This is a genomic window from Streptomyces sp. McG3, from assembly GCF_018619185.1.
Taxonomy (GTDB): domain Bacteria; phylum Actinomycetota; class Actinomycetes; order Streptomycetales; family Streptomycetaceae; genus Streptomyces.
Genome location: NZ_JAAXYC010000009.1, coordinates 53,336 through 67,774 on the forward strand (window position 1 = coordinate 53,336; position 14,439 = coordinate 67,774).

Here is a 14,439-nt window from a genome sequence, read left to right on the forward strand (position 1 = left end):
GTCCCACCAGAGTGAAAATCACCCCTTCCGCCCGCGTACTGAGCATGCTGGGCGAGATCGATTTCGATGAGTGGCAGTGCGTGGCCGAGCTCGTCGACAACCCCTTCGACGACTTCCTCGACATCCTTCGCTCGGGGACGGAATGGCCGGACGGCTTCACCGTCAGCGTGACCCTGCCATCGTCCGCGAAAGGGGTCTTGGAGGTCCGTGATACCGGGCGGGGCATGTCGTACGACCGGCTGGCGCGTGCGGTGCGAGCCGGTTGGTCCGGGAACGACAAGCACGACAAGCTCGGCCTGTTCGGTATGGGCTTCAACATCTCGACTGCCCGCCTCGGCAGGCGCACCCGCATCCTTACAACGCGAGCTGGCGACACGGAATGGATCGGCGTCGAGATCGACCTCGACCAGATCAAGGATGACTTCGAAGCGAAGGACATCACTGAGTCGAAGAGCGACCCGTCTCATCACGGCACGCGGATCATCGTCGACCGTCTGCAGCCGACGCGTGCCGAGTGGCTGCGTCGCAATGGCGCCTCGCTCCGCAACACTCTGGGCTCGGTGTACTCATGGATCCTGACCGAGCGGCCCTTCGAACTCTACGTCGGCGGAACCCGGGTCAAGCCAGTCCGCCACTGCCGCTGGGGCGACGACCGTTACGTGCTCTACAACGGCAAGGAACAGATCCCCGCCTACATCCCCATCGACGCGAAGCTCCAGGACGGGACCGCCTGCCAGGACTGCGGGGAGTGGCAGATTGGTGTGGGTGAGGTCTGCTCGGTCTGCGGCAGCGGCAACCTGACGGTGCGCGAACGCCGGATCCACGGCTGGCTTGGCGTCCAGCGCTATCTCGACAAGACCGAGTACGGGATCGACTTCCTGCGTAATGGCCGGAAGATCCTTCGCTGGGACAAGCGGGTCTTCACCTGGAACAACCCCCACGGGCGCGAGGGCGAGGAGGAGGAGCCTGAGTATCCGGTCGAACTCGCCCACCAAGGCGGCCGCCTTATCGGCGAGATCCACCTTGACCACGTCCCCGTCATGTACCAGAAGGACGCTTTCGAGTACGGGGACCCCAGCTGGCTCGCAGCTGTAGAGCTGCTGCGCGGCGTGGCGCCACTGCAGCCAAAGCGCGCACCGGCCTACCCGGAGAACGAGAGTCCACTGGCCCTGCTGTTCAAGGGCTTTCGCCGCAACGACGCGGGCCTGCGCTGTCTCGTTCCGGGCGACGGCCAGAAGCCGGTCCATACAGATACCCGGAACTGGGGTCGGAAGTTCCAGGCCGGCGCCGCCGAGTTCCAGTCCGACGAACACTGGTGGCAGGCGGTTCTGCGGCACGAGGAAATCAAGAAGCGAGGCAAGGAAGCCAAGACGGCGGCCAGTGTGCCGGCCCAGCCCGACGAGCAGGCCGTCAAAGACGCGCTTGGCTTCCCGATCGACATGCCTACCTCCGGCACGGCTGTCGGGCCGGTGGGTGCGCCCACCACCTTCAGCACCACTGCTGTGGCGGTGAAGGAGGAGAAGGAGACCCGCAGCGAGCGCCTGGCCCGTTACGAGAGTGCGGCGTCGCCGCACTCCTACCTGAGCCGGCCGTTCGGCCACCCCGAACTCGGTTACGTGAAAGTCCGGACCCTTCTGCTGAAGCCGGGCGATCCGCTCCTCGACGACCGTGGGCTGTCCGTCCCGGTCCTCCTCGACCAGCGATCGGGCAACGAGGTCACCGCCCTCGTCGATCCCGAGCACTCCGCATTCAGGCGGTTCGGCACGGACTACGCCGATCTCCTCCTGGTCGAACTGGCCGCTGTCCTGAAAGTTCGGGCGCGCTCTGACTGGAGCCCGTCCCAGCTCGTCGCCGCGATCCGCGCCGAGTCCCTGCAAGACAGCGTGCTCGACGGCACCACGGTTGGCGCGGAGGGCCGTGATCTCCTCACGGAGATCCGTGCGCGTGTGGCCGAGGCCATCGACCGGAACGACATCGATTGCCCTACCTCCTACGATCACCTCTCCGACGAAGAGAAGGTCGCGACCGAGGAGGCGATGATCGCCGCCGGACGCGTCGGCCTCGTCGGCCGTCTCGGTCGGGACTCCGGTTTTGTCCACCACATGCCCGCCTTGGCCTTGGTCCGGCTCGTCCAGGCAATGCCGCAGTCGTTCATGGACGGTGCCGTCTTCCGTGGCCCGTACGCTGGGGTGTCGTCGCCGTCCGGGAAGGCGCTGAGTCTGGCCCGGGTCACGGGCTGCCTCGCGGACGTGGCGACGCTCGGCACGTTCGCGGGCGGGGCGACCACTCAGCAGCTGCGGCGGGGCCGCCTAAGCATCGCCTTGCTGCGCGACGAACTGGCGGGCGAAGGGTGAGCGCCGCATTCCTGGCGGCCGCCGAACTGCGCGACGGCGGCCCGGAGGGACTGACCAAGGCGCTCGAACGGACCCTGTGGCATCTCGGCTTCCAGGACGTCCGCGTGATCGACGGCGCTCACGACCATGGCGCCGACCTGCTCGCGGTCCGCACCCGCGAGCAGTGGGTGTTCCAGAGCAAGTGGAAGGCGCACGGCCCGGCCGACCACGCGGGCGTCGACGACCTCGAACGCGCGCGCACCCACTACCGGGCTGACAAGGCCGTGTTGGTGACCAACACGGACATCACCGCTTCGGCCAAGGCGCGGCGCCAGGCGCTGGCGGACATCGGTATCGACATCGCCCTTTGGCACGGGGCCACCCTGGACGCGATCGGTCAGAGGATGCCCGATCGCGTGCCCGCTCCCTACTCCCTGCGGCCATACCAGGAACAGGCCGTGACCGCGATCGAGCGGGACCTCGACACTGAGGGAACGGCGATGCTGATCCTGGCGACAGGACTGGGAAAGACAGTCGTCGGCGGCGAGGTCATCGGGAACTTGCTGGCGTCGCGGCCGAACGCGCGCGTCCTGGTCGTCGCTCACATGCGCGACCTGGTCGGACAGCTGGAGAAGGCATTGTGGCGGCACCTGCCAAAGAGTGTTCCCACCCGTCTCCTGACCGGCGAGAGCAAGCCCCGGGACCTCAACGGCGTCGTAGTGGCGACGGTCGAGTCGGCGCTGGCCGCTGTACGCGTGGGATACAAACCCGACCTCATCATGATCGACGAGACCCATCACGTGGCCGAGACCGGCAGGTTTGCGGAGCTCCTCGATCTGTGCGGGACTGCGGGGCAATTTGGAGTCACCGCCACTCCTTGGCGTGGCGACAAGTTCGATATCACGGCTCGCTTCGGCCCCCCCAGCTTCAAGATGGGCATTGCCGAGGGCATGGCGGCGGGCTACCTGTCAGCCGTCGATTACAAGCTGTACGCGGATGGCGTGGACTGGGACGCCGTCCAGGACACTAGCCGTCACGGCTACTCCATCAAGGATTTGAACCGTCGATTGTTCCTTCCCCAGCGGGACGAGGAGATCGTCGAGCACCTGCGGACGGCCTGGCGAGAGACCGCCGAGCCCCGCGCCATCTTGTTCTGTCAGACCATCGAGCACGCCGAGCACATGGCCGGCCTCCTCGCCGTCTCGGACCCGGCGTGGGCCAACGCCTCCCACCTGCACAGCGGTCTGCCGAAGCGTCACCGTGACGTCCTGCTCAACGAGTTCCGCCTCGGCCGCGTCCCAGTGATCACCTGTGTCGACGTGTTCAACGAAGGCGTCGACGTGCCCGACGTGAACCTGATCGCCTTCCTACGCGTCACCCACAGCCGAAGGATCTTCGTGCAGCAGCTCGGCCGGGGGCTGCGTCTGAGCCCCGGCAAGAAGGCTCTGAAGGTCCTCGACTTCGTGACCGACATCCGTCGCGCCGCGGCGGTACTGAACCTGCGCCGGACGCTAGAGGCCGAGGAGACCGAGCATCTGGAACTCCCGCGCGTATCCCGGATCGAGTTCCAAGACGAGACGGTCGGCTCATTGATGGACATGTGGATCCAAGACGCCGCCGACCTCGAGACCGCAGCGGACGAGGTCCGCCTCCAGTTCCCCCTGCCGAAAGGAATTCTGTGACCGACTACAAGATCCCGCCCGCCGTCGAGAAGGCCGTGGTCACACGGATCTACACCCAGGCCGACGAGGCACGGTGGCCACACCTCCAGGACGCGGACCGCACCCGCCTCTATCGGGAGTGGACGGAGGACCCGGAGATCGGCGGCCGTCTCCTCAACTTCGTGGAACAGCGGGCGAACATCCGCCCGTGGCTGAAGGACTGCCCGATGAAGGAGTACGAGCGGGCACGACGAGGAGAGGGCAAGTACGCCAAGTACGTGTCGCGTCCAGCCGCGACGCTTGAGCAGATGGTTGCAGTAACCCTCGGCCCTGATTGGGAGGTCATCCCGGGGACCATCCAACAGAAGCCGATGCGAACCAAGATCCGCGAGGTGGGCACAGAGGACGAGGAGCGGCACTTCGTGGCCGGCACGGCGGCGAATCTCAAGCACCTCGTGTGGCCTGCGGTGCTCGACCGGTCCAACGGGGAGACCTGGCCCTGGACGATCTGCGTCGTCGATCCGTTCCGCGCCCCTGTGCCGCCCGAGAAGAAGGAAGAACACCGGCGCGTAGCCGAGTTCCTCGGCGTGCGGGTCGTCTATTTCAACGAGATGTAGGGGGACCGATGGGGGACGAGTGGCCTATGGGCGAGTGGCTTGTCAGGGCGTGGGAAACCGGGGTCGTCGACGAGCGTGAGCGGACGGTCATTACGGGCCGGGCCGAAGGGCGAACGCTGGACATGATCGGAGCAACGCTCGGGCTGACCCGCGAGCGCGCGCGTCAGATCCAGAACCAGGCGCGGAGGCGGCTCTCGGAGATGGCGGACATCGTCCAGGACGGTTGGCGGGAGACAACCCACGCTGCGGGCACGGGGCCGGCCACCCCGCGAGCAGCCTTCGCCGCCGCGCTTGGGGTCGTCGACCACGTGGCGCTGGAGGAGCTGCTAGCCGCAGCGGGGCTGGACGTGCCTCGCACGTGGGCGGGACCCTTGCGCGGCTGGTGGAGTGCAGACCCCGGCGCGCTGGACGGCGCGCTGCGCCGTCTCGTCGACACCGCTCCCTTCTGCGGCGACGACCTCGGCCGGGCGGCCTCCGAAGCTGGACTGCCCGCAGGTCTCCCCCTGGCCTGGCTCCTGAGCCACTCCGAGTCGCGGCTCGCCCTGAGCTCCGACAGGCACTGGGTGCGCCGCAAAGCGCGGGGACGCGACGCCGCGTACCTGTGGCTGCTGGAGGCCGGGCGCCCGTGTCGGGCCGACGAGCTGCTCACCCCGATGGCCGCGACGACCGTCGCGGCCGTGCGGGAGGCGCTGCGCCGTGATGACCGGTTCCGGCAGATCCGCCCCGAGAGCACCTGGGCCCTGGCCGAGTGGACGCATCTGCAAGCGTCCACGTACGCCACTGCGGTGGAGGCGATGATCGCGGTAGTCACCGAGTCGGGCCCTCTATCGCGTGCACGGCTCTTCGCCAGGGTGACAGAGCTGTACCCGGTTACCCCGTGGCGCCTGAAGCAGTGCCTGCTCAGTAACCAGCTCGGTGAGACCTCTGACGGCCTCGTCGACCTCGTCTCCCGCGGTGCCCGCCCCTTCGAGGAAGAGGAACCCACCCGACCGGACACAATGGCCGTTGAAGGCGAGGTCCTCGGTGTGCGGATCCCCGTGAACCGGGACATCTTGCGCGGCAGCGGCGTCAACGTGCACACCTGGCTGACTTGGCGGCTCGGGCTGCGACAGGCCCCGACGAGCCGCACGTTCACGACGCCCGGCGACCACTCGCCGCTCGTCGTCCGCCGCCGCACCGGCAGCGCCCAGCTCTCCAGCCTCCGCCGCCACGCGCTCGAACTCAAGGTCGTCGATGGCTGCGTACTTGCCGTCCTCCTCCGCCTCGACGACGGCACCGCACGCGTCGGACACGGCTGCGCGCCGGACACCTGCCCGGCACGGAAGAAACAGGCAGCGACGCCGTCGACGTCGAACGTCTGATGCGCCGATGACCGCACCCCCGCGAAGTGGCAAAGCGCCAGAAGGGTCATAGACCGAGCAGTTGCCCCAAAGCGGCTCTCAATGACGAGGGAAACATGAATCAACTCGAACTGCGCGGCGTAGAGCACCAGCTCCGCGAAGCGCTACAAGACACTGCCCTGAGTTGGGTGCTCGACGATGTCGACGCGGCAATCGCCGCAGGAGTGCCCGAGGAGAAGATCCTCCGCCGACGCCAGCAGCGCCGCGGTGATGACTCCCCTGCCGCGAGCCCGGCCGCAGCAGCAGCTCGATACGAGGTCGTGGACCGCAGCGTGCTCGGCCTCGGCGAGTACGAGGCATCGCGCAAGCGGGGGACGCTGGTCATCGCCACGCGATCCATGACGGATGAGGAGCGCGTCCAGCTCCTCCTGGATGCCGTGAGGCGAGTTCTCGTTGAACTGCCTGAAATTGAACTGGAGGTGCTGAAGACGCTCCGGACCGAGCCCGAGGGTGACACTGGCAGCCGGAGCATCGGCGAAGCGGTCGTGTTCGAGCCGGACGAAAGCGCTCGATCGCGACGTAGTCGAACAGATTTTCAGGGAAATCGGATGCCGACAGAACGACGTATCCACGTCAGCCAACTGCTCGCCGACGTGACGAGGGAGCTTGTCAGGTGAGTACGGTCGACCGCCTAGTCAACGAGATCAAGAGCCTGCTGGCGGCAGGGGCGGTGTCATACGACTCTGCTTCGAAGCCGTCCGACGTCTATGAGGGCTTCATCTTCTCCCTAATCGTCGCCACTGCCAGTCGGCACGGTGCCAATGTCACCTACGAAGACGTGTACGGGGTGAAGGCCAGCAGCCTTGTCTTCCGAACGGGGCCCGGCCACCTGTACAGCAAAAGCCAGCCCTTCACTCACGCTGTGATCGAGTTCGACGGCGCTCCCGCCCTTGAAGTCCACCTCGGCGTCTACGTGACCGGCTCGTCGGGCGTCCTGCACGAGTGCGATGTGCTGGTGTTGCCAGCCGAGGAAGCCGCCCTGAGCCGGGCACAGGGCATCGCACCACGAGGCAGTCAGAGCGTGCTCGTCGTCGAGTGCAAGTACTACGTCTCCAACCTCGGCATCGGTCTCGCGCGGAACTTCGAGGGACTACGCGCCGACATTCGCACCCAGAACGAACTCTTCGTCGCTAACACCAGATCATCGAGCATCGTGCGGTACCTCGATGCCCGAAAGAGAGGTTTCGAGCCGGACGTAGTACCCAACTCCCCGCAGGCAGGCTATCTGCAGGCGGAGATCAGGAAGACCTTCAAGAGCTACCTGAGCAAGCACTCACCCTCAACGGTGATCTGAGCCCGCCGATCGAGCGTCGCACGCCAAGGATTCCGCGCAAGCCGATACTGAGGGATATGCGGCCTCAGCCGTCGGCTGGGAGCCATCTGGGAGCCAACCCGCTCCCCGAGCCCCTTCGACACCAACCGAGACCATCTCACCCCAACGCCCTGACCAGGCAAAACGACAAACCGACCGGTGATGATCACGCCCGACCCTCATTCGGGACGAAGAGGTCGTGGGTTCAAATCCCGCCACCCCGACAGCTGAAACACCAGGTCAGGCCCGGTACTGAGAAATCAGTGCCGGGCCTGACCTGCGATGTGGGGCCATTCCTGGAGCCGTTCGGGAGCCGCCTTCGAGGTCCGGCGTCTGCCCTAGAGTTCGCTCTGTGCCGTCGTACAGCATTGGGCAGGCAGCGAAGCTGCTGGGCGTGAGTTCGGAGACCGTCCGGAGGTGGGCCGACTCCGGGCGTCTGGCCATGGACCGGGAAGGGCCGGGCAACCGTGCGATCGACGGGGTGGGGCTGGCCGCGTTCGCGAAGGAGCGGGCGCAGGGGATGCATCCGGTGGCGGAGAGTCCCGTGGCCACTTCCGTGCGGAACGCGTTCCGCGGGATCGTGACCCGGGTGACGTTCGACGACGTCGCCGCGCAGGTCGAGGTCCAGTCGGGGCCGCACCGGATCGTCTCGCTGGTGACGCGGGAGTCGGTGGAGGAGCTCGGCATCGAGGTCGGTGTCACCGTGACCGCCCGGGTGAAGTCGACCAACGTGCACATCGACACCCCTTGAAGCGCCGGCCGTGCCTTCGGCCGCCGGGTGGCCGGACCGGTCGTGGGTGGCTCAGCGGCACAGCAGCGCGGCACGCAGGTCGAGCTTGTGGTCGAGGCGGGAGAGGTCCCTTCCGGTGAGCACCTGAACGCGGTCGATGCGGTAGTGGACCGTGTTCACGTGCAGGTGGAGCGCCTCCGCCGTGCGGGCCCAGGAGCAGTTGTGGGCGAGGAAGACCTCCAGGGTCTCCAGCAGTGTGTGGTGCGAGGCCGTGCCGCTGTCGGCGAGGGGGCCGAGTGTCCTGGCGCTGAAGATCGTTCGTACCTCGGCGGGGATGCCGGCCAGGAGTGATTCCAGGGTGGCGAGTTCCTCGACCGTGGTCACGCGGCCGACCGTCGGGGAGGTGTGGCGTGCTGTCGCCAGGGCGTAGCGGGCTTGGGTGAGGGCCGCGTGGAGTCCGGTGGGTTCCGTGGTGAGGGCGCTGACTCCGGCGTACAGCGGAGTGTCGGGGCGGCAGTTGTGGAGCAGGGGCCAGGGCTCGTCCAGGGCGAAGGGGGCTTCGCCGGCGCTTCGTACGACGGCTACGGCTTCGGTCTCCGGGGTCGTGCCTGCGGCGAAGAACGTGGCGGGGTGGTGCTGGAGGGCCTCCGTGAGCGCCGCCTCCGCGGCGCCGTCCGGGTGTCGCTCGCCGGTGGTCGTGACCACGACCCGCCAGGGGCCCTCGGCGAGCGGCCCGCAGGAGGTCAGGGCGTTCGCGAGCGTCGGGGCGTCGGTGTCGCCCTGGTCGAGGAGGGCGATCAGGTCCCGGCCGGTCCGGCGGCGGGCCGCGTGTCCGCGGTCGTGGTGGTCGCGGTACTGGCCGATGATCTCCGCTATCTCGTGCAGCGCTCGGGGAGGCGCCGCGCCGGCCTGTGGCACGTGGAGGTACCAGGCGTCGTACGGCGTCGTCTCGGCCTGGACGCGCAGCGTCGCACCGGTGGGGCTGCGCAGGCTCGCCACCGCTCGCCCGGCCGGCAGCGCGGGGGCCGCCGCGGTGCGGGCGATCGTGCGCCCGGTGCTCGTGAGCACGTAGGCCGGGGGTGTGTCGAACGGGGCCAGCGCCCGCCCCAGCAGTTCGTCCGCGTCGGTGCCGTGGTCGAGCAGACGGCCGAGGTCGCCGCGTACCTGCTCGGGCAGGGCGAAGTGGTCGGCGGGGCGGCGGCTGAGGTCGCCCCACTGGTGCCGGTAGACGACTTCGGTGATGACCCGGAAGTTGGTGTGCGCGGGTACGGCCAGGAGCGCGATGCCGTGTTCGCGGCAGGAGTCGACGATGTCGGCCGGGACAGCGCCGTGGGTCTCCTCTCCGGCGAGGAGCGCCGTGGCTCCGGCCCGGGCCAGTGCGGAGACGAAGCGCTCGGTCCTGGTCCGGCCGTTCGCCTCGTTCCACCACACGAGGCCGCTGAGCACGATCTCTCCGGGCCGGAGGAACCGGGCGGGGTCCTCCAGGTCGGTGGCGGTCACTCCGCCGATCGCCCGGCTGAGCAGGTTCTCGCCACCCCAGAGGAGGGTCAGGTCGAGCCCCTCGGTCCGGAGGAGGTCTCCGACGCGCATTGCTGACTCCTTGCACAGTCATCGGAGACGGGCTCCAGCTTCTCACATTCCTCAAGCGAAGACGGGCTTCGTCATCGTAAATGCAAGGGTGAGGAAACAGAATGCCTCTTGGTTGATCCACCAGGGCGAGAGGCCTCCGGCTGGAGCTTTTCCGTGTGGCACACCAGTCGTTTTCGGCCTCGGGCGCGGCTTCACTGAGGCAGTCAGACAGCGGTCGACGGCGGTGGGGACATGGATCTGAACACGGTTCTCGATGTGCGGGACGGACGCCGTCACGAGCCCTGGCGTCCCGGCGACGCCTGGCTCGGCGGCGGAACGTATCTCTTCTCCGAACCCCAGCCGCAGCTGCGGCGGCTGGTCGATCTGAGCCGGATGGGCTGGGCGCCGGTCCGGGAAGGTCCCGACGGATCGGTGGAGATCGCGGCCACCTGCACGATCGCCCAGCTGTCCCGGTTCGGGCGGACGCTCGACGCGGTCGCGGCACCGCTGATCGAGCAGTGCTGCCGGGCCTTCCTCGCCTCCTTCAAGATCTGGAACATGGCGACCGTCGGGGGGAACCTCTGCAACGCCCTGCCCGCGGGGCCGATGATCTCCCTCGCCGCGGCACTCGACGGCGTGTGTCTGCTGCGGGCGCAGGACGGCACGCTGCGGCGGGTGAAGGCGGCGGACTTCGTCACCGGAGCCGGGCGCAGAGATCTCGCCGAGGGCGAGTTGCTGCGGTCGGTGACGCTCCCCGCCCGTTCCCTGGGGGGCCGCACCGCGTTCCGGCAGGCGTCGCTCTACGGCCTCGGACGCTCCGGCGCCCTCGTCATCGGGTCGCTGGATCCGCTGGACGGTTCGCTGGCCGTGACCATCACGGCCGCGACCGTCCGGCCCTTCCGCCTCTGGTTCGCCCTGCCGCCCGACCGGTCCGGGCTGCGCCGGGCGATCGGCTCGGCGGTGGAGGAGACCGACTGGTTCGACGACATCCACGGACTGCCCGAGTGGCGCCGGCACATGGCCTTCCACCTCGCCGAACAGGTCCGCCATGAACTCACCCGGGACGGTGTGCGATGAGCTTCCAGATCCAGGTCAACGGCCAGCCCTTCGACTCCGAGCCGCGCGCCGGACAGTGTCTGCGCACGTATCTGCGCGAGCGCGGCTGGTTCGGCGTGAAGAAGGGCTGCGACGCCGGTGACTGCGGGGCCTGCACGGTCCATGTGGACGGCGAGCCGGTGCACAGCTGTATCTACCCGGCCGTACGGGCCGAGGGCCGCTCGGTCACCACCGTGGAGGGCCTGGCCGGCGATGACGGCGAACTCCACCCCGTACAGCAGAAGTTCCTGGACGCCCAGGGTTTCCAGTGCGGGTTCTGCACCGCCGGGTTCCTGATGACCACGGCCGCCCTGGAGGAGGAGAGGGGAAGTGCCCACGACGACGGGAAGCTGGACGACCTCCCGCGGGCGTTCAAGGGCAACCTCTGCCGGTGCACCGGCTATCGCGCCATCGAGGACGCCGTCCGCGGTGTGAAGCACACCGAACGCCCCTGCGCCGGGAAGGCTGTGGGCAAGAGCCTCGGCGCTCCGGCGGGGCCCCAGGTCGTGACGGGCACCGCCCGCTACACCTTCGACGTCGAGGTCCCCGGGCTGCTCCACATGAAGCTCCTCCGTTCCCCGCATCCGCACGCCCGCATCCTCGCCGTCGACACCTCCGCCGCGCTGCGGGTCCCCGGCGTGCACGCCGTCCTCACCCACGAGGACGCCCCCGCCACGCTGTACTCCAGCGCCCGGCACGAGCACCCCACCGAGGATCCCGACGACACCCGCGTCCTGGACGACACCGTCCGGTACGTCGGCCAGCGGGTCGCCGCCGTCGTCGCGACGAGCGAGCAGACGGCCGAGGAGGGCTGCCGGAGGATCGAGGTGACGTACGAGCTGCTCCCGCATGTCACCGACCCCGAGGAAGCCATGCGCCCCGGGGCGCCCGTCCTGCACTCCGGCAAGGGCCCGGAGGCACGCATCGCGCGCGTCGAGAACAACGTGGCGGGCGAGGTCCACGGGGAGACCGGCTCCGTGGACGACGGATTCGCCGAGGCGGCCGTGGTCCACGAGGAGACCTACCGCACCCAGCGCGTTCAGCACGCCAGCCTCGAAACGCACGGCTGTGTCGCCTACTTCGAGCCGAAGGAGGACGGCACCGGGGAGCGGCTCACGGTGCGCTCCTCGACCCAGACGCCGTTCCTGACGCGCCGCGCGCTGTGTGCGCTGTACGGCCTGCCGGAGGACGAGGTACGGGTGGTCGCGGGCCGGGTGGGCGGCGGCTTCGGCGGCAAGCAGGAGATGCTGACCGAGGACATCGTCACCCTGGCCGCGCTCCGCCTGCGCCGCCCGGTCAAGCTCGAGTACACCCGGGCCGAGCAGTTCTACGGGGCCACCACCCGCCACCCGTTCACCATCCGCATCAAGGTCGGCGCCCGCGCCGACGGCACCCTGACCGCGATCCGGATGCGCGTGGTCGCCAACACGGGCGCCTACGGCAATCACGGACCGGCCGTCATGTTCCACAGCGTCGGCGAGTCCTTCGCCGTCTACCGGGCCCCGCACAAGAAGGTCGACGCCTACTCCGTCTACACCAACTGCGTGCCCGCGGGCGCCTTCCGGGGCTATGGCCTGGGCCAGGTCACCTTCGCCGTCGAGTCCGCGATGGACGAGGTGGCCCGCCGTCTCGGCATGGACCCGCTCGCCTTCCGGGAGAAGAACATCATCGGCCCCGGCGACCCCATGGTCAGCCCGATCGGCGAGGAGGAGGACCTGCACATCGCCTCCTACGGGCTCGCCCAGTGCCTGGGAATCGTCCGCAGGGCCATCGCGGAGGACCGGAGCGCCGACGATGTGCCCGAGGGCTGGCTCACCGGCCAGGGCACGGCCATGGCGATGATCGCCACAGGACCGCCGGGCGGCCACTACGCCGACGCGACCGTCAGCCTCCTGGCCGACGGGACGTACGACATCGCCGTCGGCACGGCGGAGTTCGGCAACGGCACCACCACCGTCCACAAACAGATCACCGCGGGCGCGCTCGGCACCACCGTCGACCGGATCGCGATCCGCCAGTCCGACACCGACGTCGTGCGCCACGACACCGGCGCCTTCGGTTCGGCCGGCACGGTCGTGGCCGGCAAGGCGGTCCTGCTCGCGGCGGAGTCCCTGGCCGGGCGTCTGAAGACCTTCGCGGCCCGGTACACGGGGGTGGCCCGCCACCTGTGCGCGCTCGGCGAGGAGGCGCTCGACTGCGCGGGCCGGACCGTCACGCTGAAGGAGCTCCACGAGGCGGCCCACGCCTCCGGGGCACAGGACGAGATCACGGCGGAGGGCCACTGGGGCGGCAGCCCGCGTTCGGTCGCCTTCAACGCCCAGTGGTTCCGCGTCGCCGTCGACCCGGACACCGGCGAGATGAGGATCCTGCGCAGCGTCCACGCCGCCGACGCCGGCAAGGTGATGAACCCCTTGCAGTGCCGCGGCCAGGTGGAGGGCGGAGTCGCCCAGGCGCTCGGCGCCACCCTCTTCGAGACCGTTGGGACGGACGACCGGGGTGCGGTGACCACGGCGGCCTTCCGGCGCTACCGGCTCCCGCAGTACGCCGATGTGCCGCGCACCGAGGTGCACTTCATGGAGACGACCGACGCGATCGGCCCACTCGGTGCCAAGTCGATGAGCGAGAGTCCCTTCAACCCCGTCGCCCCCGCCTTCGCGAACGCGCTGCGCGATGCCACAGGGATCCGTTTCACGGAGATGCCGGTGACCCGTGACCGGGTCTGGCTCGCGATGGACCGGCGGTCCGCGGAGACTCTCGGATGATGCTCCGGAAGATGCCAGGCAGTTCTTCGTAGCGCCCTCCTGAATACCCACCCAATGCCGCCTTCCAGATGGCACATGAGGTTCCCCGGGCCGGCGGTCGGGTATCACTTTCCGTGGCACCGACCGCCGGCCCGAAGGGGAACTGATGAGTCGTCCGATCGCCGCGTCCCGCACCGGGCCGACCTCCTCGGCCGGGGCCGTGTCCTTCTCGGTCTGCGGGGAGGTCGCGGAGCCGTTCACGCTCACCGTCGCCGAACTCCGCGAGGGCTGGCAGCAGCACCGGGCGGAGGTGACCTTCGACTGCGCCACGAGCGGGCCGCAGCACCACCGGTTCGAAGGGGCTCTGCTGTACGACGTCATCCGCGCGGCGGAACCCGGATTCGACCCGCGGCGGCGGAAGGACCGGGCCCGTTTCCTGCTCGCCGTCAGCGGCGGCGACGGCCACCACACCGTTCTGTCGTGGGCCGAGATCGACCGGGACTTCGCCGGCAGCCCGATCCTGCTGGCCACCCGGCTCGACGGCCACGGCCTCGATACGGCGGGCAGCCAACTCGTGGTTCCCTCCGACCGCTGCGGGGCCCGGTACGTCAGCGCGATCACCAGCATCTGGACCGGGGCCTGCGGTGGCCTGACGGCATGAGACGAGTCGGCGGCCCTGCGGAGCCGCCGCGTCGGCCCCCTCACCCGTCCGGATGAAATCGCCGGTGCGGCGAGGCCCGTACAGGGCCCTTCCGGACCGCGCGTCGCCGCCCGTACGACCTCTCCTGGACGCACAGGATTTCCTCTAACTTGCCTGTTCCGGCACGGAGTTGAGGGTTTATCTACGCGCGGAGCCCGGTCCACCGAACGATCATTCGGGCATATCAGACGACTTCTCGCGCGGGCATTACCGGCGGGTACCGCGAGCTGCTAGAAACTGCATCGCTCCCCCCAACCCCCCACCTGTCCCCACAGCTCGTC

11 protein-coding genes are annotated in these 14,439 nt (G+C 68.9%); 10 read left to right on the forward strand and 1 reads right to left on the reverse strand.

The features are described from left to right. Positions 1 to 11 precede the first annotated feature (11 nt). From HET64_RS03120 to HET64_RS03150, 7 genes are all read left to right on the forward strand, one after another. Positions 12 to 2,354 carry an ATP-binding protein gene (locus tag HET64_RS03120; protein ID WP_215101946.1) on the forward strand — a complete coding sequence of 781 codons (2,343 nt, stop codon included), beginning with the start codon at positions 12 to 14 and terminating at the stop codon, positions 2,352 to 2,354. Next, positions 2,351 to 4,015, forward strand: coding sequence for a DEAD/DEAH box helicase family protein (locus tag HET64_RS03125; RefSeq protein WP_215101948.1), 1,665 nt, complete (start codon positions 2,351 to 2,353; stop codon positions 4,013 to 4,015). Before HET64_RS03120 ends, HET64_RS03125 begins: the two co-directional genes overlap by 4 nt. Further along, positions 4,012 to 4,611, forward strand: a complete 600-nt coding sequence (locus tag HET64_RS03130; protein ID WP_147958751.1) for a hypothetical protein — start codon at positions 4,012 to 4,014, stop codon at positions 4,609 to 4,611. The genes HET64_RS03125 and HET64_RS03130 overlap by 4 nt, the downstream gene beginning before the upstream one ends. Before the next feature lie 8 nt (positions 4,612 to 4,619). Beyond that, positions 4,620 to 5,972 (forward strand): sigma factor-like helix-turn-helix DNA-binding protein, encoded by a 1,353-nt coding sequence (locus tag HET64_RS03135; RefSeq protein ID WP_215101950.1) that lies wholly within the window; start codon positions 4,620 to 4,622, stop codon positions 5,970 to 5,972. A gap of 95 nt (positions 5,973 to 6,067) precedes the next feature. Beyond that, on the forward strand, positions 6,068 to 6,628 hold the full coding sequence (locus HET64_RS03140; protein WP_215101952.1) for a hypothetical protein: 561 nt from the start codon (positions 6,068 to 6,070) through the stop codon (positions 6,626 to 6,628). Beyond that, complete coding sequence (locus HET64_RS03145; RefSeq protein ID WP_147958748.1) at positions 6,625 to 7,305, forward strand: hypothetical protein; 681 nt, start codon at positions 6,625 to 6,627, stop codon at positions 7,303 to 7,305. The genes HET64_RS03140 and HET64_RS03145 overlap by 4 nt, the downstream gene beginning before the upstream one ends. A gap of 370 nt (positions 7,306 to 7,675) precedes the next feature. Further along, a complete protein-coding gene (locus HET64_RS03150; RefSeq protein WP_215101961.1) occupies positions 7,676 to 8,074 on the forward strand; it encodes a TOBE domain-containing protein in 399 nt (132 codons plus the stop codon). 51 nt (positions 8,075 to 8,125) lie between these two features. Here the strand turns inward: HET64_RS03150 and HET64_RS03155 are convergent, their stop codons facing one another. Next, complete coding sequence (locus tag HET64_RS03155) at positions 8,126 to 9,643, reverse strand: PucR family transcriptional regulator (RefSeq protein ID WP_215101963.1); 1,518 nt, start codon at positions 9,641 to 9,643, stop codon at positions 8,126 to 8,128. Between the two features lie 231 nt (positions 9,644 to 9,874). Here HET64_RS03155 and HET64_RS03160 point away from each other — a divergent pair, with 231 nt between their 5' ends. The 3 genes from HET64_RS03160 (at position 9,875) to HET64_RS03170 (ending at position 14,119) form a co-directional block, all read left to right on the forward strand. Further along, positions 9,875 to 10,699 carry a xanthine dehydrogenase family protein subunit M gene (locus tag HET64_RS03160; protein ID WP_215101965.1) on the forward strand — a complete coding sequence of 275 codons (825 nt, stop codon included), beginning with the start codon at positions 9,875 to 9,877 and terminating at the stop codon, positions 10,697 to 10,699. Further along, the gene (locus HET64_RS03165) at positions 10,696 to 13,479 is read left to right on the forward strand and encodes a molybdopterin-dependent oxidoreductase (protein WP_215101967.1); all 2,784 of its coding nucleotides are present in this window, start codon (positions 10,696 to 10,698) and stop codon (positions 13,477 to 13,479) included. The genes HET64_RS03160 and HET64_RS03165 overlap by 4 nt, the downstream gene beginning before the upstream one ends. Positions 13,480 to 13,624: 145 nt before the next feature. Next, positions 13,625 to 14,119, forward strand: a complete 495-nt coding sequence (locus HET64_RS03170) for a molybdopterin-dependent oxidoreductase (RefSeq protein ID WP_215101970.1) — start codon at positions 13,625 to 13,627, stop codon at positions 14,117 to 14,119. The last annotated feature ends 320 nt before the right edge of the window (positions 14,120 to 14,439 follow it).

What these genes read in the sequence shown, in the direction of transcription:
- HET64_RS03135 (WP_215101950.1), top strand. Translation starts at nt 4,620, where the DNA reads ATGGGGGACGAGTGGCCTATGGGCGAGTGGCTTGTCAGGGCGTGGGAA.
- HET64_RS03140 (WP_215101952.1), top strand. Translation starts at nt 6,068, where the DNA reads ATGAATCAACTCGAACTGCGCGGCGTAGAGCACCAGCTCCGCGAAGCG.
- HET64_RS03155 (WP_215101963.1), bottom strand. Translation starts at nt 9,643, where the DNA reads ATGCGCGTCGGAGACCTCCTCCGGACCGAGGGGCTCGACCTGACCCTC.
- HET64_RS03160 (WP_215101965.1), top strand. Translation starts at nt 9,875, where the DNA reads ATGGATCTGAACACGGTTCTCGATGTGCGGGACGGACGCCGTCACGAG.
- HET64_RS03165 (WP_215101967.1), top strand. Translation starts at nt 10,696, where the DNA reads ATGAGCTTCCAGATCCAGGTCAACGGCCAGCCCTTCGACTCCGAGCCG.
- HET64_RS03170 (WP_215101970.1), top strand. Translation starts at nt 13,625, where the DNA reads ATGAGTCGTCCGATCGCCGCGTCCCGCACCGGGCCGACCTCCTCGGCC.